The 17,817-nt window shown below is 75.8% G+C and carries 20 protein-coding genes and 2 pseudogenes; 15 read left to right on the top strand and 7 right to left on the bottom strand.

Going from position 1 to position 17,817, the window contains the following annotated elements:
* Nucleotides 1-119: 119 nt before the first annotated feature.
* Complete coding sequence (locus tag ACQPYN_RS25845; protein WP_433029213.1) at nucleotides 120-818, top strand: hypothetical protein; 699 nt, start codon at nucleotides 120-122, stop codon at nucleotides 816-818.
* Here ACQPYN_RS25845 and ACQPYN_RS25840 read toward each other — a convergent pair.
* The 3 genes from ACQPYN_RS25840 to dapD are packed head-to-tail and all read right to left on the bottom strand — an operon-like array spanning nucleotide 787 to nucleotide 3,472.
* Nucleotides 787-1,965, bottom strand: a complete 1,179-nt coding sequence (locus ACQPYN_RS25840) for a cation:proton antiporter (protein WP_433029211.1) — start codon at nucleotides 1,963-1,965, stop codon at nucleotides 787-789. The two genes, ACQPYN_RS25845 and ACQPYN_RS25840, sit on opposite strands and share 32 nt — an antisense overlap.
* Nucleotides 1,966-1,974: 9 nt before the next feature.
* Nucleotides 1,975-2,457: a cation:proton antiporter regulatory subunit gene (locus ACQPYN_RS25835; protein WP_433029209.1), complete on the bottom strand. Its 483-nt coding sequence runs from the start codon at nucleotides 2,455-2,457 to the stop codon at nucleotides 1,975-1,977.
* 10 nt (nucleotides 2,458-2,467) lie between these two features.
* Nucleotides 2,468-3,472 (bottom strand): 2,3,4,5-tetrahydropyridine-2,6-dicarboxylate N-succinyltransferase, encoded by a 1,005-nt coding sequence (gene dapD, locus ACQPYN_RS25830; protein WP_433029207.1) that lies wholly within the window; start codon nucleotides 3,470-3,472, stop codon nucleotides 2,468-2,470.
* A gap of 20 nt (nucleotides 3,473-3,492) precedes the next feature.
* Between dapD and ACQPYN_RS25825 the strand changes: the two genes are divergently transcribed.
* Together ACQPYN_RS25825 and dapE are read left to right on the top strand one after the other, a co-directional pair.
* A complete protein-coding gene (locus ACQPYN_RS25825) occupies nucleotides 3,493-4,170 on the top strand; it encodes a DUF1275 family protein (protein WP_433029205.1) in 678 nt (225 codons plus the stop codon).
* 11 nt (nucleotides 4,171-4,181) lie between these two features.
* On the top strand, nucleotides 4,182-5,261 hold the full coding sequence (gene dapE, locus ACQPYN_RS25820) for a succinyl-diaminopimelate desuccinylase (RefSeq protein WP_433029203.1): 1,080 nt from the start codon (nucleotides 4,182-4,184) through the stop codon (nucleotides 5,259-5,261).
* A 102-nt stretch (nucleotides 5,262-5,363) separates the two neighbouring features.
* On the opposite strand, the gene wrbA is transcribed toward dapE, so the two are convergent.
* Complete coding sequence (gene wrbA, locus ACQPYN_RS25815; protein ID WP_433029201.1) at nucleotides 5,364-5,996, bottom strand: NAD(P)H:quinone oxidoreductase; 633 nt, start codon at nucleotides 5,994-5,996, stop codon at nucleotides 5,364-5,366.
* Nucleotides 5,997-6,130: 134 nt separating this feature from the next.
* Here wrbA and ACQPYN_RS25810 point away from each other — a divergent pair, with 134 nt between their 5' ends.
* Both ACQPYN_RS25810 and ACQPYN_RS25805 read left to right on the top strand, forming a co-directional pair.
* Nucleotides 6,131-6,910: a TIGR00730 family Rossman fold protein gene (locus ACQPYN_RS25810; protein WP_433029199.1), complete on the top strand. Its 780-nt coding sequence runs from the start codon at nucleotides 6,131-6,133 to the stop codon at nucleotides 6,908-6,910.
* 10 nt (nucleotides 6,911-6,920) lie between these two features.
* Complete coding sequence (locus ACQPYN_RS25805) at nucleotides 6,921-7,463, top strand: TIGR00730 family Rossman fold protein (RefSeq protein ID WP_433029197.1); 543 nt, start codon at nucleotides 6,921-6,923, stop codon at nucleotides 7,461-7,463.
* Nucleotide 7,464: 1 nt separating this feature from the next.
* On the opposite strand, the gene ACQPYN_RS25800 is transcribed toward ACQPYN_RS25805, so the two are convergent.
* Both ACQPYN_RS25800 and folP read right to left on the bottom strand, forming a co-directional pair.
* The gene (locus tag ACQPYN_RS25800; RefSeq protein ID WP_433029195.1) at nucleotides 7,465-8,205 is read right to left on the bottom strand and encodes a dihydrofolate reductase family protein; all 741 of its coding nucleotides are present in this window, start codon (nucleotides 8,203-8,205) and stop codon (nucleotides 7,465-7,467) included.
* Nucleotides 8,205-9,062, bottom strand: coding sequence for a dihydropteroate synthase (gene folP / locus ACQPYN_RS25795; RefSeq protein ID WP_433039045.1), 858 nt, complete (start codon nucleotides 9,060-9,062; stop codon nucleotides 8,205-8,207). The genes ACQPYN_RS25800 and folP overlap by 1 nt, the downstream gene beginning before the upstream one ends.
* A gap of 146 nt (nucleotides 9,063-9,208) precedes the next feature.
* Between folP and ACQPYN_RS25790 the strand changes: the two genes are divergently transcribed.
* The 7 genes and pseudogenes from ACQPYN_RS25790 to ACQPYN_RS25760 all read left to right on the top strand — a co-directional run.
* Nucleotides 9,209-10,141, top strand: coding sequence for a glucosyl-3-phosphoglycerate synthase (locus tag ACQPYN_RS25790; RefSeq protein ID WP_433029193.1), 933 nt, complete (start codon nucleotides 9,209-9,211; stop codon nucleotides 10,139-10,141).
* A gap of 37 nt (nucleotides 10,142-10,178) precedes the next feature.
* Nucleotides 10,179-10,457: pseudogene (locus tag ACQPYN_RS25785) on the top strand (DivIVA domain-containing protein); the annotation flags it as partial.
* Nucleotides 10,458-10,680: 223 nt separating this feature from the next.
* Entirely contained in the window at nucleotides 10,681-11,148 is a 468-nt protein-coding gene (locus ACQPYN_RS25780) for an SRPBCC family protein (protein WP_433029191.1), read from the top strand.
* A 7-nt stretch (nucleotides 11,149-11,155) separates the two neighbouring features.
* Entirely contained in the window at nucleotides 11,156-11,761 is a 606-nt protein-coding gene (locus tag ACQPYN_RS25775) for a DNA-3-methyladenine glycosylase I (protein ID WP_433029189.1), read from the top strand.
* Between the two features lie 164 nt (nucleotides 11,762-11,925).
* Nucleotides 11,926-12,093, top strand: a complete 168-nt coding sequence (locus ACQPYN_RS25770) for a DUF3117 domain-containing protein (protein ID WP_274188192.1) — start codon at nucleotides 11,926-11,928, stop codon at nucleotides 12,091-12,093.
* 26 nt (nucleotides 12,094-12,119) lie between these two features.
* Complete coding sequence (locus ACQPYN_RS25765) at nucleotides 12,120-12,617, top strand: hypothetical protein (protein WP_433029186.1); 498 nt, start codon at nucleotides 12,120-12,122, stop codon at nucleotides 12,615-12,617.
* Nucleotides 12,614-13,597, top strand: a pseudogene (locus ACQPYN_RS25760) (leucyl aminopeptidase family protein); the annotation flags it as partial. The gene ACQPYN_RS25765 and the pseudogene ACQPYN_RS25760, both read left to right, overlap by 4 nt.
* A gap of 91 nt (nucleotides 13,598-13,688) precedes the next feature.
* On the opposite strand, the gene ACQPYN_RS25755 reads toward ACQPYN_RS25760, so the two are convergent.
* Nucleotides 13,689-14,543: an O-methyltransferase gene (locus tag ACQPYN_RS25755; protein ID WP_433029184.1), complete on the bottom strand. Its 855-nt coding sequence runs from the start codon at nucleotides 14,541-14,543 to the stop codon at nucleotides 13,689-13,691.
* A 128-nt stretch (nucleotides 14,544-14,671) separates the two neighbouring features.
* Here ACQPYN_RS25755 and sigE point away from each other — a divergent pair, with 128 nt between their 5' ends.
* From sigE to ACQPYN_RS25740, 3 genes are all read left to right on the top strand, one after another.
* Nucleotides 14,672-15,307 (top strand): RNA polymerase sigma factor SigE, encoded by a 636-nt coding sequence (gene sigE / locus ACQPYN_RS25750; protein WP_433029182.1) that lies wholly within the window; start codon nucleotides 14,672-14,674, stop codon nucleotides 15,305-15,307.
* Nucleotides 15,304-15,972 (top strand): hypothetical protein, encoded by a 669-nt coding sequence (locus ACQPYN_RS25745; RefSeq protein WP_433029180.1) that lies wholly within the window; start codon nucleotides 15,304-15,306, stop codon nucleotides 15,970-15,972. The genes sigE and ACQPYN_RS25745 overlap by 4 nt, the downstream gene beginning before the upstream one ends.
* A gap of 193 nt (nucleotides 15,973-16,165) precedes the next feature.
* Nucleotides 16,166-17,815: a S1C family serine protease gene (locus ACQPYN_RS25740; RefSeq protein ID WP_433029178.1), complete on the top strand. Its 1,650-nt coding sequence runs from the start codon at nucleotides 16,166-16,168 to the stop codon at nucleotides 17,813-17,815.
* Nucleotides 17,816-17,817 lie beyond the last annotated feature (2 nt).

Genomic DNA, 17,817 nt, shown 5'->3' with positions numbered 1-17,817 from the left:
GCCGAACGGGCGCCCCGTTGTCCCCGGTCGGGGTCCCGGTCCGACCCGGGCGAGCGCCCGGCCCGGACCGGGAGCGCACCCCTGGCCTGCGGGATGCCCGGCACCGGACCGTGACCGGCATGACCGTGCCTCTTCCGCCGCCCCTGCCTCTCTCGCCCGCCTGGCGGCGCACCGCCCTGATCGTCACCCCGATCGGCCCGCTCGCGATCGCCGCGCTGCGCTGGCTGCTGCCCTACGACACCACCGACGAGCCCGCGACCGTGATCGCGAAGGTCGCGTCGCACCCGGGCGCCCAGTCCGCCGTGCTGTGGCTGGGCCTCCTCGCCCTGCTCACCCTGCCGCTCGGCATCCTCGTGGTCGGCGCGGTCGCCGTGCGGGCCCGCCCGGTCCTGGGCACGGTCGGCGCCGTCCTCGCCTGGTTCGCCTTCGCGACCCTGCCGTTCCTGGTGGGCCCCGACCAGATCGCGCTCGCCGGCGTCGAGGCCGGGCTGCCGAACGCCAGCACCGCCGCGCTGCTGACCGCGTCCGTCGTCCACCCCGTGAGCACCGCGGCCACCGTGCTCTGGGTGGCCGGCCACATCCTCGGCCTCGTCCTGCTCGGGGTGGCGCTGTGGGGCGCCGTCCCGTGGTGGGCGGCGACCGCGCTGATCGTCTCGCAGCCGGCGCACTTCGTCGTCGCCGTGATCGCGCCGAACCACCTGCTCGACGGGCTCGCCTGGCTGCTCACGACGGTCGGCTTCGCGGTGACCGCCGCGGTGGGGCTCGGCTCGCGGTCCGCTCCCGTGGCTAGGAGGGCGACGGCCGCAGTGGGCGGGTGAGCCGGGCGTGCACCGGCTCGACGACCCGGGCCGCGATCGGCCCGAGGATCGCCATGAGCAGCACGTAGGTGGTGGCCAGCGGGGCCAGGCCGGGGTCGACGGTCCCGCTGGCCAGCGCCAGCCCGGCGATGACGATCGAGAACTCCCCGCGCGCGACGAGCGCGGCCCCCGCCCGCCATCGTCCCAGGCGCCCGACCCCGATCTGGCGGGCCGCGAACCAGCCGGCGCCCAGCTTGGTGGCCGTCGAGACGATCGCGAGCACGATCGCGGCCGGCAGGACGGCCGGGATCTGGCTCGGGTCGGTGTTCAGGCCGAAGACCACGAAGAAGATCGCGGCGAACAGGTCGCGCAGCGGGGACAGCACCCGGGTGGCGTTCTCGGCGGTGTCCTCGGAGATCGCGATGCCGAGCAGGAACGCCCCGACGCCCGCGGAGACCTGCAGCTGCGAGGCGATGCCGGCGACGAGCAGCGCGATGCCGAGCACGCGCAGCAGGAAGACCTCGGAGGTCGGCGACTCCACCACGGCCGACACCGCCCGCCCGAACCGCAGCGCGACGACGAGCACGACGATCAGCAGGCCGACCGCGATCGCCACCGTGCGCAGCCCCGCGACCAGGCCGAGCGCGGCGAGCGCGGCGGTGGTGATCGGCAGGTAGAGGGCCATCGCCAGGTCCTCCATGACGAGCACGGAGAGCACCGCCGGGGTCTCCCGGTTGCCCAGCCGGCCCAGATCCTCGAGGACCTTCGCGACGATCCCGGACGACGACACCCACGTGACGCCGGCCATGGCGAGCGCGCCGAGGGGACCCCAGCCGAGGATCAGCGCCGTGATCGCCCCGGGCGCGGCGTTGAGGACCATGTCGACGATCCCGGCCAGCCAGGACCGCCGCAGGCCGCCGACCAGGTCGGAGGCGGAGTACTCGAGACCGAGGAGCAGGAGCAGGAGGACGACCCCGACCTCGCTCGCCACCCCCGTGAACGGCTCGATGCCCTCGAGGGGCAGGACGCCGCCCACCCCGAACGCGAGCCCGCCGAGCAGGTAGAACGGCACCGGCGAGATGCCGAGGCGCCCGGCGACGCGACCGAGGATGCCGAGCCCGAAGAAGAGCGCGCCCAGCTCGATGAGCGAGAGGGCGGTCGTGTGCACGGGTGGGGCTCAGCCGTCCTCGAGGATCGCCGCGGCCTGGCCGAGACCCTCACCGGTGCCGACGACGACCACGAGGTCGTGCGCGCGGAACACGAACTCCGGGCCCGGCGACGGGGACACGACGTGGTCGCGGACGACGGCGACGATCGACGTGCTCGTGCGGGTGCGCATCGCGGTGTCGCCCAGCGTGCGGCCGTCGTACGGCGAGCCGGCGCCGACCGGGAACTGCGCGGTGCTGATGCCCTCGACCTCGCGCTGCTGGTCCTGCAGCTGCGCGACGAGGTTCGGCGCGCCGAGCAGCGTGCCCAGCGTCTGGCCCTCGACGTCGGTGAGCCCGACCGAGGCGCTGCAGGAGTCCGGATCCTCCCGGCCGGACACCAACAGCTCGCGGTGCCCGTCGCGGTGCGTCAGCACCCCGATGCGGCGCCCCGACGTCGTCGCGAACTCCTGCTTGGTGCCGATCCCGGGCAGACGGGTGACCTCGACGTCCACGCTCGTCAGGCTAATCGTTCGCGTGCAGCGCGGCGTTCAGCTCCACCTTGGCGCCCTCGGTGCGCGGCAGGGCGTGCACCGCGCCGGTGACCGAGTCGCGGCGCAGGAGCAGCCCCGAGCGCCCGGACAGCTCGGCGGCCTTGACCACGGCACCCCTATCGGCGTGCTCGTCTTCAAAGAGGGTCACGCGGGTGCCCGCGGTGACGTAGAGGCCTGCCTCGACGACGCAGTCGTCGCCGAGCGAGATCCCGATGCCGGCGTTGGCGCCGAGCAGGCAGCGCTCGCCGATCGAGATGACCTCCTTGCCACCCCCGGAGAGCGTCCCCATGATCGACGCCCCGCCGCCGACGTCGGAGCCGTCGCCGACGACCACGCCGCCGGAGATGCGCCCCTCGACCATCGAGGCGCCCAGCGTCCCGGCGTTGAAGTTGACGAAGCCCTCGTGCATCACGGTGGTGCCGGACGCGAGGTGCGCCCCCAGGCGCACGCGGTCGGCGTCGCCGATGCGCACACCGGAGGGGATGACGTAGTCGACCATGCGCGGGAACTTGTCGACCGAGTAGACGGTGACCGGCCCGCGGGCGCGCAGTCGTGCGCGGACGCGCTCGAACTCCGGCACCGGGCACGGCCCGTGGTTGGTCCAGACGACGTTCGCGAGGTGCCCGAAGATCCCCGTGAGGTCGACGTCGTGCGGCGCCACGAGCCGGTGGGAGATCAGGTGCAGCCGCAGGTAGACGTCGTAGGCCGATGCGGGCGGGCCCGTGAGGTCGGCGACGGTGCGCACGGCGACGACCTCGACGCCGCGGTCCTCGTCGGGGCCCAGCGCCTCGACCAGGGAGGGCTCGAGATCGCCGGCCGGCACCAGGACCGTGCCCGGCTCCTCGGCCATCCCGTCGGCCACGTCCGAGAGCTCGGGCAGCGGGTACCAGGTGTCGAGGACGGTGCCGTCGGCGGCCACGGTGGCGAGGCCGACACCGACGGCACGGGAGGAACGCGGGGCGGCGGGGGTGCTCATCGTCCGCCAGGCTATCGGGCGTGGCGGACGCCGGTACCGAGCGCGGGGTGGCCCGGGTCGCCACGGCGACGACGCTGCTCGCCGGCGCCTCCGGCGTCGTCGACCTCTGGGCCGTGACGAGCCTCGGCGGCCCGTTCGCGGGCGTCGTCACCGGCAACCTCGTCACCGTCGGCGGCGCCGCCGGGCGGGGTGACGCGCCGGCGCTGTGGCCGCCGCTGATCGCGGTGCTCGGCTTCGCCCTCGGTGCGGCCGCGTGGGCGTTCGCCTGGCGCCGCCTCCCCGCCGCCGTCGCGCGGCCGCTGATCGCCGAGCTCGTCCTGCTCGCCGCCCTCGCCGTCGCGTGGGTCGTGACGGGGACGGCGCCGCGGGGAGCGACGGTGCTGGTGCTGCTGGGCGCCGCCGCGGTCGCGATGGGCGGGCAGAGCAGCACGGCGCTGCGGCTGGGGGAGTCGACGACCTACCTGACCGGCACGCTCACCGGGGCGACGGTCGCCCTCGTCACGGGCGGCTCGCGGCGCCGGGTGGCGGGGCTGCGCCAGCTCGCCGCGCTGGTCGTGGGGGCTGCCGCGGCGGCGGTCCTGCTCGCCGTCCTGCGCTGGGCGGTGCCGGTGCTCGCCGTGCTCCTGGCGGCCGCCGCGCTCGCCGTGCTGGGCCGTCCGGCGCATGCACCTCCCGCAGCAGACCGCACACCCGGTTAGCCTCGCGCGTCGTGAGCGCCCCACCCGTGACCCTCGACCTGCTCGCCGACCCCGTCACGCTGACCGCGGCCCTGGTCGACGTGCCGAGCGTGTCCGGCGACGAGCGGGCCCTGGCCGACGCGGTCCAGGCGGCGCTGGCGGTCCAGGCGCCGCACCTCGAGATCCTGCGCTCGGGAGACGCGGTGCTGGCGCGCACGCGGCTCGGCCGGGCGCGGCGGGTGCTGCTGGCCGGGCACCTCGACACGGTCCCGATCGCCGACAACGTGCCGTCGCGGCGCGAGGGCGGGACGCTCTACGGCTGCGGGACCAGCGACATGAAGTCCGGGGTCGCGGTGATGACCCACCTCGCGGCCGCCGTCCGCGAGCCGGCGCACGACGTCACGCTCGTGCTCTACGACTGCGAGGAGGTCGAGGCGGCGCGCAACGGGCTCGGGCGGCTCGAGCGCGAGCACCGCGACTGGCTCGAGGCCGACCTCGCACTGCTCGGCGAGCCCACGTCCGGGCAGGTCGAGGCGGGGTGCCAGGGCACGCTGCGGGTCGTGGTGACGACCCGCGGGCGCCGCGCGCACTCGGCCCGGTCGTGGCTGGGGGAGAACGCGATCCACGCCGCCGCGCCGGTGCTCGCGCGGCTGGCGGAGTACACCGCCCGCGACGTCGACATCGACGGGTGCGTCTACCGCGAGGGCCTGCAGGCGGTCCGGATCGCGGGCGGCGTCGCCGGCAACGTCGTGCCCGACGCGTGCGAGGTGACGGTCAACTTCCGCTTCGCGCCCGACCGCTCCCTCGACGACGCCCGCGACCACGTGGCCGGGGTGCTCGACGGCTTCGACCTCGTCGAGACCGACGCCGCCCCGGGCGCCCTGCCCGGCCTCGCCGCACCCGCCGCCGCGGACTTCGTCGCCGCGACGGGGACGACGCCGGTGGCCAAGTACGGCTGGACCGACGTCGCCCGCTTCGCCGCGCTCGGGATCCCGGCGCTCAACTTCGGCCCCGGCGACCCGAACCTCGCGCACACCCGCGAGGAGTCGGTGCCGGTCGAGGCCGTCACCGCCGCCTGCGACGTCCTGCGCGGGTACCTGACCCGCGGCTGACGCGGCCCCGGGGACCGCGCCGTGCCGGAACCGCGCGAAGGGCACCTTCAGCCGCATAGAGCGGCGAACGGTGACCTTCGCCAGGACGCCGGGACGGCTCGCTCAGATCGCGTCGACCTCGTGGCGCCCGGCGACGATCTGCCGGGTGACGGTCGCGACGCGCTGGCCGGCGTACTGCGTCGCCTGGCGCGTGTCGTCCGAGATCGGAATCGAGCCCTGGCCGTCGACGTGCGACGGGCCGTAGGGGTTCCCGGTGGTGAACTGGATCGGGTCGGTGTAGCCCGGGGTCACGAGGATGCCGCCGAAGTGGTGGATCGTGTTGTAGAGCGCGAGCAGCGTCGACTCCTGGCCGCCGTGGGCGGTCGAGGTCGAGGTGAACCCGGAGTAGACCTTGTCGGCGAGCTGGCCCTGCGCCCACTGCGGGCCGAGCGTGTCGATGAACTGCTTGAGCTGCGCGGTGACGTTCCCGTAGCGCGTCGGCGTGCCGAAGACGACGGCGTCGGCCCACAGCACGTCGTCGGCCGTGGCCTCGGGGACGTCCTGCGTCGCCTCGGCGTGCTGCGCCCACGCCTCGTTGGCGGCGATCGCCTCGGGCGGCGCCAGCTCGTGCACCTTGCGGATCCGCACCTCGGCGCCCGCGTTCTCCAGGCCCTTCGCGTAGTCCTGGGCCATCGCGTGGATCGTGCCGGTGGAGCTGTAGTAGATGATCGCGACCTTCGGGGTGACCGTGGCCATGGGGAGCCTCCAGAGGAGTAGTTGTCGGTTCAACTTCGGGTGCCACGCCCCGTCCCGCCCGAAACGGCGGCCGTCATGCCGCCCGTCACCCCACGGACCGGCCCCGTTCGTGGGGTGCTCCTAGGCTCGGCGGCATGCTGCACGACGACCCGGCCGGCCGGGATGCCACCGCCCCGCGCCCGACCACCATCGACCGCCGCCGATCCGAGCACCGGGACCCGGCGCGGCTGTCGTCGACCACCGACCAGCGCCTGCTCGACTCCCGCGGGCCGGTCGACTGGGTGCACTCCGACGCCTGGCGCCTCCAGCGCATCCAGGCCGAGTTCGTCGAGGGCTTCAGCGTGCTCGCCGAGATCCCGCGGGCGGTGACGGTCTTCGGCTCCGCGCGCACCCCGACCGACCACCCCGAGTACGGCCGCGGGGTCGAGCTGGGCGCCGCGCTGGCGCGCGCCGGCTATGCGGTGATCACCGGCGGGGGCCCGGGCGTCATGGAGGCGGCCAACCGCGGGGCGTCCGAGGCGGGCGGCCTGTCCGTCGGCCTGGGTATCGAGCTGCCGTTCGAGCAGGGCCTCAACCCCTGGGTCGATCTCGGCGTCGGGTTCCGCTACTTCTTCGCCCGCAAGACGATGTTCGTCAAGTACGCACAGGCCTTCGTCTGCCTGCCGGGCGGCTTCGGCACGCTCGACGAGCTCTTCGAGGCGCTCGTGCTCGTGCAGACCGGCAAGGTGACCCGCTTCCCGGTCGTCCTGCTCGGGCGCGACTACTGGGGCGGGCTGCTCGAGTGGCTCGCCGGCCCCGCCATCGCCGCCGGCACCATCAGCCAGCGCGACGTGGACCTCATCCACCTCACCGACGACATCGACGAGGTCGTGACCATCGTCGAGGAGGGCTTCCGCGAGGCGGTGGGATCGTGAGGGCAGGTTCGTGACGCTGGCCGTCTGCGTCTTCTGCGCCTCGGGGCCGGTGCCCGAGTCCGCCGTCGCGCTCGCCGCCGAGGTCGGCACGGCCATCGCCGCGCGGGGCTGGAGCCTGGTCTCCGGCGGCGGGCGGGTGTCGATGATGGGCGCGGTGGCCCGGGCCGCGCGCGAGGGCGGCGCCCGCACCGTCGGCGTCATCCCCGAGGCCCTCGTGGCGCACGAGGTCGCCGACGACGAGGCCGACGACCTGGTGATCGTGCCCGACATGCGCACCCGCAAGGGCGAGATGGACGCGCGGAGCGACGCGGTCCTCGCCCTGCCCGGCGGCCTCGGGACGCTCGAGGAGCTCTTCGAGGCGTGGACCTCGCGGTCGCTGCGGATGCACGACAAGCCGGTGGTCGTGCTCGACCCCGACGGCCACTACGACCCCCTGTTCGCCTGGCTCGAGGGCCTGCGCGCCACCGGCTACGTCTCGGAGCGCGGGATGGCGGGCGTGGTGCGGACGAAGACGGTGGACGAGGCGCTCGACGCCGTCGGCCGGAACAGGTAGCTCAGCGCACGTAGCGCACCAGCAGCGTGCTGTCGTCGACGAGCAGCGACGCGACCTCGAACGCCGCCGGGGGGCTCAGCGCCACGGCGCCGGAGGCCACCCGCGCCGCCCGGCCCGCCACGGCCACCGGGGCGATGCTCAGCCGGATCTCGTCGACGAGACCGCGGGCGAGCAGGCTGCCCACGAGCCCGGGCCCGCCCTCGCAGTCGATGCGCCGCAGGCCCGCGTCGGCGAGCTGCCGGAGCGCGTCGGCGAGGTCCACCTCGTCCTCGCCGGCCAGCAGGACGTGTGCGCCCGCGTCCTGCCAGGCGCGCCGCCGGTCCTCCGGGGCGCTCGCGCACGTGATCACGATCGACGGGACTTCGACGTCGGTGACGCTCGTGGCGTCGGCGGGCAGCGACACCCCCGACGTGACCAGGGCGAGCGGCGCGACGGTCGACAGGCCGTGGCGCTCACGGCGGGCGGTCGTCGTGGCGTCGGGCCGCAGCCCCGGGTAGTCCTCCGCGACGGCCGTCCCCGCCCCGAGCAGCACGACGTCGGCCAGGTCGTGCCCGAGCGCGAACACCCGGCGGTCGGCCGGGGTGGACAGCCCGGCCGATGTCCCCTCGACCTCGATGCCGCCGTCGAGGGAGCTGACGAAGTTGACCGCGAGCCAGTGGTCGCTCGCGGCCGGGTACGTGTACAGCTCCTCGAGGGCCTCCTCGTCGAGGTCCCGTGCGGGCAGCGGCCAGACCTGCTGCATCAGCTCATCCAGCGCTCGGCGCGGGACGGCGGCCGGTGCCCGGCGATGCTCGCCACCATCTCGAGCGTCTGGCGGGTCTCCTCCACCTGGTGCACCCGCACCATCGTGACCCCCGCCTGCGCGGCGAGGGCCGTGGCGGCGAGCGTCCCGGTCAGCCGGCCGTCGAGGGGCACGTCGAGCGTCTCGCCGACGACGCCCTTGTTGGACATGGCGAGCAGGACCGGGATGCCCGTGCCGATCAGCCGCGGCAGGCCGCGCAGGACCTCGAGGCTCTGCAGGGTGTTCTTCCCGAAGTCGATGGTCGGGTCGAGCAGGATGCCCTCGGCGGGGACCCCGGCGGCGATCGCGCGCTCGGCGAGGGCGGTGGTGTCGTCGATGACCGAGGCGACGACGTCGGTGTAGGTGGGCCGCACCGGGTCGGTGCGCGGGGTCAGGCCCCCGGTGTGGGCGCACACGTACCCGGCCCCGTGGGCGGCGGTGGCGGGCAGGATCTCCGGGTCCCAGCCCGCCCAGCTGTCGTTGACCAGGTCGGCGCCGGCGGCGAGGCACGCGTCGGCGACCTCGGCGCGGTAGGTGTCTATGCTGATCACGAGGTCGGGGAACCGCTCCCGGGCCCAGCGCAGGGTGGGCACCACCCGGTCGAGCTCCTCCGCGACGGAGACGTCCTGACCGGGGCTCGCGGGGACACCGCCGAGGTCCACGACGTCCGCGCCGGCGGCGACGGCGTCGCCGATGGCGGCCTGCGCCGCCTCCGGTGCCCACGTGGCGCCGTTGTCGTAGAACGAATCCGGGGTGCGGTTGACGATCGCCATGATCAGGGCGCGGTCCCGGCTGAGTCGCCGGCCGCGGATCACCATCTGCGTCGGTGCGGACGGCCCGGCCACGACGTTCACCACCCGGACACCGTCCTCACGCCGCGGGCCACGTCCCGGTGTTCGGTCACCATCCCGTCTTGATACACGATCTCCCCGGCACGCTCAGGACCGTCGATGAGGGCCCGCTCGTGAGGGATGGGACCGAGCAGTGGTTCCCACGGCGGACGTGGGCCCGCCCGACGTGGACCGCCGCGGAGCTCGTCGCGGCCCGTGCCGGGCGGACGGTGTCGGTGATCCTGCCGGCACTCGACGAGGAGGCGACCGTCGGCGGCGTGGTCGCCGCGGTGCGGCCCCTGCTCGGCACGCTGGTCGACGAGATCGTCGTCGTCGACTCCGGGTCCACCGACGCCACCGCCGCCCGCGCCCGCGCGGCCGGTGCCCGCGTCGTCCCGCGCGATGCGGTCCTGCCCGAGGTCCCGGTCCGGCAGGGCAAGGGCGAGGTGCTGTGGCGATCGCTGGCGGCCACGTCGGGCGACCTGGTGGTCTTCCTCGACTCCGACCTCGTCGACCTCGGCCCCGACTTCGTCGTGAACCTGCTCGGCCCGCTGCTCACGGTCGAGGGCGTGGCGCTGGTCAAGGGCTTCTACCACCGACCACTCAGGATCTCCGACGCCGACGCGGCCCTCACCGGCGGCGGCCGGGTCACCGAGCTGACCGCCCGCCCCGCCCTCGCCGCGCTGCGTCCCGAGCTCTCCGGCGTCGTGCAGCCCCTCGGCGGGGAGTACGCCGCGACCCGCGAGCTGCTCGAGTCGCTGCCCTTCGCCGCGGGCTACGGCGTGGAGATCGGCCTGCTCCTCGACACCCACACCACGCGCGGGCTCGACGCGATCGCCCAGGTCGACCTCGGTGTGCGCAAGCACCGCCACCGCAGCCTGCGGGCCCTGGGCGCCACGGCGGCCGAGGTGCTCGACGCCGTGCTGCGCCGCTGCGTCCCCGGGCACCCGGGCGCGGACCCGCTGACGCAGTTCGTGCCGGTCGACGGCGACTGGCTGCCCGACGAGCAGGCTGTCGCCACCGCCGACCGCCCGCCGCTCGCGACACAGCGGGCCACCGGGAGCTGACGGAGAGCATCGGTCGGCACCCCTACGATCGAGGGCCATGGGCAGCGCGCTGGTGTACGTCATCGTGGTGGGCCTCGTGGCCGCCGCGGTCTACCTGCTGGCGGCCTTCGTCTTCGGCCGGGGCGAGGAGCTCGCCCCGATGCCGCCCGGCGCCACCCCCACGCGGCTGCCCGCCCGCGACCTCACCGCGGGCGACGTGCGCGACCTGCGCTTCCAGCAGGCCCTGCGCGGCTACAAGTGCAGCGAGGTCGACTGGGCGCTCGAGCGCCTCGCGGCCGAGGTCGACGCCCTGCGCGCCCGTATCGAGGCGATGGAGACCGACGGCGAGGCGCCCGCCACGACGCTCAACGGCCACGCCGAACCCGCGCCCGACGTGGCCGACCCGACGCCCACCGACCCGACCGTGACCGGCCGGGAGGCGCCCGGCGCGGCACGGGCTGCGTCACAAGGAGCGTCGTCCGGTGCCGGGCGGGGAATGTCCGGCGTCGACGGCCCCGGACGCTGACGCGGGTCCCGAGAGCACGCGGAAGGAACGCCGGATGGCGCGACGGGAGATCACGGTGTCGGTCGACGTCGACGCACCGGTCGAGACGGTGTGGGGCGAGGTCACCGACTGGGAGTCCCAGGGTGAGTGGATGCTCGGCACCTCCGTGAAGGTCACCCGCGGCGACGGCACGAGCGTCGGCTCGGAGCTGGCCGCGACCACCGGCGTCGGGCCCTTCGGCGTCACCGACACGATGGAGATCGTCGGCTGGGACCCGCCGCACCGGGCCACCGTCCGCCACACGGGCCGGGTCGTGCGCGGCAGCGGCGTCTTCACTGTCCTCGAGCGCCGTACCGACGACGGCCGCGAGGCGTCGACGTTCGTGTGGAGCGAGCAGCTCGACCTGCCGCTCGGTGCCCTCGGGGCGCTGGGGTGGCCGGTGGTCAAGCCGACGTTCGCCTGGGGCGTCAAGCGCTCGCTCGACGTCCTGGCACGCCGGTGCGAGGAGAGCTGGTCACGGTGAGCGGGCGGTGAGCGCCCCGGGGGTCGTGGCCGTCGTCGGCGACGACGGGGTCGGCCGCTGCCCGTGGGGCGCGGGGAGCGAGCTGCTCGGCGAGTACCACGACCGCGAGTGGGGCCGGGTGCTCCACGGCCGCGACGCGCTCTACGAGCGGATCAGCCTCGAGGCGTTCCAGTCCGGCCTCTCCTGGTTGATCGTGCTGCGCAAGCGCCCCGCGTTCCGGGACGCCTTCGCCGGCTTCGACCCCGAGGCCGTCGCCCGCTTCGACGAGGCCGACACCGCACGCCTGCTCGCCGACGCCGGCATCGTGCGCAACCGCGCCAAGATCGAGGCGACGGTGGCCAACGCCCGCGCCGTGCTGGCCCTGGCCGACCGCGACGAGGACCTCGACACCCTGCTCTGGTCGTTCGCCCCGCCCCCGCGGGAGCAGCCGCCGAGCGGGTTCGACGACGTGCCCGCGACCACCCCCGCGTCCACCGCGATGGCGAAGGCGCTGCGGGCCCGCGGCTTCCGGTTCGTGGGTCCGACGACCTGCTACGCGCTCATGCAGGCGACCGGGATGGTCGACGACCACGTGGCCGGATGCTTCCGCGCGATCGGCGCACCGGAGGTCTGACCGGCCGTGTGACCGGGGCGGACACGCCCGGATGATCGCTCCGGTGTCGTGCCGGTCGGTCGCATGGTGAAGAATCGTCGCCTGTCACACGGCGCTCGCTCTCCGGACGCCCACGCGGGCGACGCGGGGAACGGGAACGACGCAGCTCGCGGAGGGAGCACGCTATGGCGGCCATGAAGCCCCGGACCGGAGACGGTCCCCTCGAGGTCACCAAGGAGGGGCGCGGCATCGTGATGCGCGTGCCGCTCGAAGGTGGGGGGCGCCTCGTCGTCGAGATGACGGCGGACGAGGCGGGCGACCTGCGGGAGGCTCTGACGGGCGTGGTCGGCTGAGCACCGCAACCGCCGGGCGGGACGCCGTGACCGGGGACGCGCCCTTCGCGTCCCCGGCGCTGCCCACCCCGCTCGCCACGCTGACCACCGCGGTCCCGGACGGCCCTGTCGCCGTCCTGCGGTGGCGCCGACGCGACGGCACGGACGGGTCCGACGGGTTCGACACCACCTCCGACGAGTCGACCGAGAGCGCCGGCGACGACGAGACCGACGACGGGGACGGGGCGGTCGAGGGCGCGCCCCCGGGCTGGCGCCCGTCGGCCGGCTCCGTCGCCGCACTCCCCGGCCCGGCCCCCGCGCAGTGGCTGGTCGGTGTCGGCGCGGGCCGTCCCCGCGACTGGCGCGCCGCCGGGGCCGCCGCCGTGCGCGCGCTGCGGGACGCCCCGGCGCGGCCGTGGGTGCCGGTGACGGCCCCCGCGCGGCCACCCTGGCCCCCGCACGGCCCGAGGACCTCCCCGGGACCGCCGACGACTGGGCGTCACTGGCGCTCGGCGTCGTCCTGGGCTCGCACCGCTTCTCCGTGAAGTCCTCCGTGAAGTCCACCGGCCCGAGCGCCCGGGTGACGGTCCACCTCGACGTCCCCGCCGAGCACCACGGGGCCGTCGAGCGGGCCGTCGAGCTCGCCACCGCGACCGCCCGCGCCCGCGACCTCGCCGACACCCCGTCGGGCACCAAGTCGCCCGACTGGTTCGCCACCACCGCGACCGACCTGGTCGCCGACGCCCGGGGCCTCGAGGTGACGGTCCGCGACGAGACCTGGCTCGCCGAGCACGGGTTCGGCGGCGTCCTCGCCGTCGGCGGTGGCTCGTCGCGCCCGCCGCGCTTCCTCGAGCTGCGGTGGTCACCGGCCGACGCCGCGCCGGACGCGGGCCACGTCGTCCTCGTCGGCAAGGGCATCACGTTCGACACCGGCGGCATCTCGATCAAGCCGAACGCCGGCATGGCGGACATGCGCACCGACTGCTCCGGCGGCGCCGCCGTGGTCGCCGGGTTGCGGGCGGTGGCGCGCCTCGGCGTCCCGGTCCGGGTCACCGGCCTCGTGCCGCTGGCCGAGAACCACGTGTCAGGCTCCGCCTACCGGCCCGGGGACGTCGTGCGCCACCGCGGGGGCACCACCTCGGAGGTCACCAACACCGACGCCGAGGGCCGCATGGTGCTCGCCGACGCGATCGCGTTCGCGCTCGAGGAGCTCGCGCCGGACGTCGTCGTCGACGTCGCCACCCTCACCGGGGCCATGAAGGTCGCGCTCGGCGTGCGCACCGGCGGCGTGTTCGCGAGCTCGCCCGATCTGCGCACCGCGATCGTCGACGCCGGCGCCGCCGTCGGCGAGGCGTGGTGGCCGATGCCGCTGTCGGCGCACCTGGACACCGACGTCGACTCGACGATCGCCGACGTGCGCCAGGCCCCGCCCGGCCCCGGCGGCATCGCCGCGGCGCTGTTCCTGCGCCGCTTCACCGACGGGCGGCCCTGGGTGCACCTCGACATCGCCGGCCCGGCGCGCTGCGACTCCCCGCACGAGGAGGTCGCCAAGGGCGCCACGGGCTTCGCCACCCGGACGCTCGTGGAGTTCTGCGCCGCGAGGGCCTGCGGAGCCCCTAGCGTCGCGCCGCGCAGAGCAGGCCCTCGGCCACCGGCAGCAGCAGCGGGACGAGGCGCTCGTCCTCGCGCACGGCCCGCACCGTCTCGCGCAGTGCGCCGGCGACGGCCTCGCGGCGCACCGGGTCGGCGACGCGGCCCTGCCAGAGCACGTCGTCGAGCACGACCACCCCGCCCGGGCGCAGCAGGCGCAGCGAGGCCTCGAGGTCGCGGGGGAAGTCGGTGGTGGCGCCGTCGACGACGACGAGGTCGTACCCGCCGTCGGAGAGCTTCGGCAGCACCTGCCGCGACGACCCGGTGATCATCCGCACCCGGCCCGGCCCGAAGCCCGCCTCGACGCATGCCGCCCGGGCCCGGGCCTGCCGTCCGCCGTCGGTGTCGATGCTGGTGAGCAGGCCGTCGGAGGGCATCCCGCGCAGCAGGGCGACGGTGCCGACCCCGAGCCCGGTGCCGATCTCCACGACGGCGCGCGCCCGCGTCGACGTCGCGAGGAAGGTCAGCGCGGCCGCCGTGGCCGGCGCGACGGCGACGACGCCCTCGGCCACCGACTGCTCGCGCAGGTCGGCGAGCAGGGGGTCCGCGGTGAGGAAGGCCTCGGCGCGCTCGCCGATGCGGGCGCTCGCGCGGACGGCCGCGGGGGCCTCATCGGCGCCGTCCCCGTCGGTCGCCGTACCGTTCGCCGCGGGGACGTCACGCCGGACCGCCCGCAGCGCGCGGGCGTGCCGCGCACGCCTCCACCGCGCCCCCCGGGGCGCCCCGTCGCCATCCGAGCAGGCTAGATCGTCCGGGCGGCGCCGACGGCGTGCCGCGCCGACTCGCCGTCCACCCGGTCGGGCCCGGGTTGTGACGAGCAACCCCCAGGATCCTCAGCCGTCTCTCAGCACGACCTCACGTCCGTGACATGAGGGCCCGCCATGGTGGTACCAGGTCGCCGGCATCCCCGACCGGCACCGCCAGGACGAGCCGAGGAGCACGCACCCCGATGCCCGACCGCCCCGCCACCGCGGTCCTCGACCGCCCCGTCGAGACCGTCACCGACGTCGAGTCGGCCTCCGACCACGCCGGCGAGGGTGAGGTCTGGGTTCCCCCGACGTGGGACGACGTCGTGCGCCAGCACGCCGACCGCGTGTACCGGCTGGCCTTCCGCCTCACCGGCGACGCCCACGACGCCGAGGACCTCACGCAGGAGACCTTCATCCGCGTGTTCCGCTCGCTCGCCGGCTACAAGCCCGGGACGTTCGAGGGCTGGCTGCACCGCATCACCACCAACCTCTTCCTCGACATGGTGCGTCGCCGCGCCCGCCTGCGGATGGAGGGGCTGCCCGAGGACACCGACCGCCTCCCCGGCGGCGACCCGAGCCCCGAGCAGGTGTGGTCCGACGCCCACCTCGACCCCGATCTGCAGGCCGCGCTCGACGCCCTGGCGCCCGAGTTCCGCGCCGCCGTCGTGCTCTGTGACGTCGAAGGACTGTCGTACGAGGAGATCGCGGCGACGCTGGGTGTCAAACTGGGGACCGTGAGGAGTCGCATCCACCGCGGACGCCAGGCGCTGCGCGCCTCGCTCGAGTCCCGCGCCGCCGAGCGCGTCGCCGCCGTCCCCGTCGGGGGCCCGGCATGATCTCGGGTCGTTCCGGGTGGTCCGGCTGGTCGGAGCGGTTCACCGAGTCCGGGCACCTCGCCCTCGACGCGGTCGTCGCCTTCGTCGACGAGGAGCTCCCGCCCGGCCCGGCCCATCGCGCGGCCGCGCACGTGGACCGCTGTCTGACCTGCGCCGCCGAGGTCGCCGCCCAGCGGCAGGCCCGGCGCCGGGTGCGGGCCGCGGGCGACCCGTGCGTGCCGAGCTCCCTGTTCAGCACCCTGTGCTCGATCCCGGACGTCGCGCCGCTACCCGGCGCGCCCGCGGGTCTCGCCGTGGCCGCCGACGGCACGCTCGTCGTGCCCGCGCAGGCCGGGCGCACCGCCGACACCCCGGACACCGCGGGCGTCGGCGGCGGCGCGGCCAGGAACGGGCGGTCCCGCTGGGGCCGCCGCCGCGCGCTCGGTCTGCCCGTCGCCGTCAGCTCCGGCGTCGTCGTCGGCGCCGCGGCCCTCGCGGCGTTCGCCGGCCCGGCCGTGGTCGCGGGCACCGCGCCCGCCGCGCCCGGCAGCGTCGCGCCGCGGGTCACGCCCACGGCGGCGGCCGCCCAGCTCGCTGCCCGGGACACCGACCCCGCCCGCGACGCCGTCCGTCACGAGGACCCGTCGCGCCCCGCCTCCGCGCCGCACGGTCCCGGCGCACCCTGACCCGTTCCTCCTGCGCTGACCGGCCCTTCACTGCTGTGGTCGCACGCTGTGACGGTGTCGACGCAGGCCGCGCCCCGAGGCTCTACGGTGGTGGGGCGATGAGCACCACCCTTGAGCCCGGGACCCTCCCCGCCCACCGCTCGGGCAGCAGTGGCCGCGCCGTCCGGTTTGTCCGGATCACGGGGGCGACCCGATGACCGGCCCCACGGAGCCCGGCGCCGCCGCGCCCGAGACCGAGGCGGGTGCCGGCTCGGACGCCGACGCCCCGACGAACGGCCACGCCACGAACGGCCATGCGTCACCCACCACGAACGGCCACGGCTCGGACAACGGCAACGGCCACGGCCACGGCCACGGCCACGACTCGGGCAACGGCCACGGCACCGGGAACGGCCACCGGTCCGCTCCCGGGGAGCGCGACCTGGCGGCGGTGTTCGGCCGCCCCGAGGGTGTCCGGGGCGCGTTCGGGCCCGGCGCCAACGGCCACCCGGGCTCCCGTCCGTCCGGACGCCACGAGCCGCCGGCGCCGGCGCTGGTCTCCGCGTTCGGGCGCCCCGGCGGCGCGAGCGACACCTCCGCCCCGTCGCTGCAGCGCCCCGACCGCCCCGCCGACGCGGACGCCGACCGTCCCGACGACTTCTGGGACGACACGTCGCCCGCCGACCCGTGGCGCAACCCGGACGCCGCCGCCGAGCTCGGCGGCCCGGCGCTGCGCGAGTCGCACGGCAGCACCGCCGAACGCCCCGTCGGCGCCCGCCTCTCCGCGCGCGAGCTGGTCCTCGGCCGCCGCGTGCAGCCCGCGGCGCTGGCCCTGCTCGCCGTCGTCGCGCTCGTGCTCGGCGGGGTCGGGGGCGTCGTCGGCTGGGCCGTCGCGGGCGGTGCCGACCGTCTCGTCGACCCGGGTGCCTCGCTGACCCCGGTGTCGCCGGGGCGCGAGCGCCCGCCGGGTTCGGTCGCCGACGTGGCCGGCCGGGTCGCGCCGGCCGTGGTGTCCCTCGAGCTCCAGGCGGGGTCGAGCGGCGGCACCGGGTCGGGCGTCGTGCTCAGCCCCGACGGCTACATCGTCACCAACAACCACGTCGTCGAGCTCGCGGCCACCGACCCGCGCGCCACCCTCGAGGCCGTCTTCGCCTCGGGGCTGCGGGCCCCCGCGCGGGTGGTCGGGCGCGACCCGCAGACCGACGTCGCCGTCGTCAAGGTCGAGCTGGCCAATCCCGTCGTCGCGCAGCTCGGACGCTCGTCGGACCTGCAGGTGGGCGACGGGGTCATCGCGATCGGGTCGCCGCTCGGCCTGGCCGGCACGGTCACCGAGGGCATCGTGAGCTCGGTCGACCGCCCGGTGCGCCTCGACGCCGAGTCCGCCGAGGCCAACCCCGTCATCGACGCCATCCAGACTGACGCGGCGATCAACCCGGGCAACTCCGGCGGCGCGCTCGTCGACACCTCGGGGGCCGTCGTCGGCATCAACACCGCGATCCGCACGCTGGGCGGCGGCGAGGGCGGGTCGATCGGGCTCGGGTTCGCCATCCCGATCGACGACGTCCGCGTCATCGCCGAGTCGATCATCCGCACCGGCGGCTACACCCACAGCGACCTCGGGGTGAACGCGAAGTCGGTCACGGACGGCGCCTCGGACGGCGCGCAGGTGCTCAACGTGCGCCAGGGTGGTCCTGCGTCGCGCGCCGGGCTGCTGGAGGGCGACGTGGTCCTGCGGGTCGACGACCGCCCGATCGCGTCGGCCGACGAGCTCGTCGTGGCGGTGCGGGAGCACCCGCCGGGCCAGGCGATCACGCTCGGCGTCGTGCGGCAGGGCCGTCCGCTCTCGCTGCAGGTCACGCTCTAGGG

It is taken from the genome of Actinomycetospora sp. CA-053990, from assembly GCF_050948445.1.
Lineage (GTDB): Bacteria > Actinomycetota > Actinomycetes > Mycobacteriales > Pseudonocardiaceae > Actinomycetospora > Actinomycetospora callitridis.
This window is presented reverse-complemented; position numbering and strand designations above follow the sequence as displayed.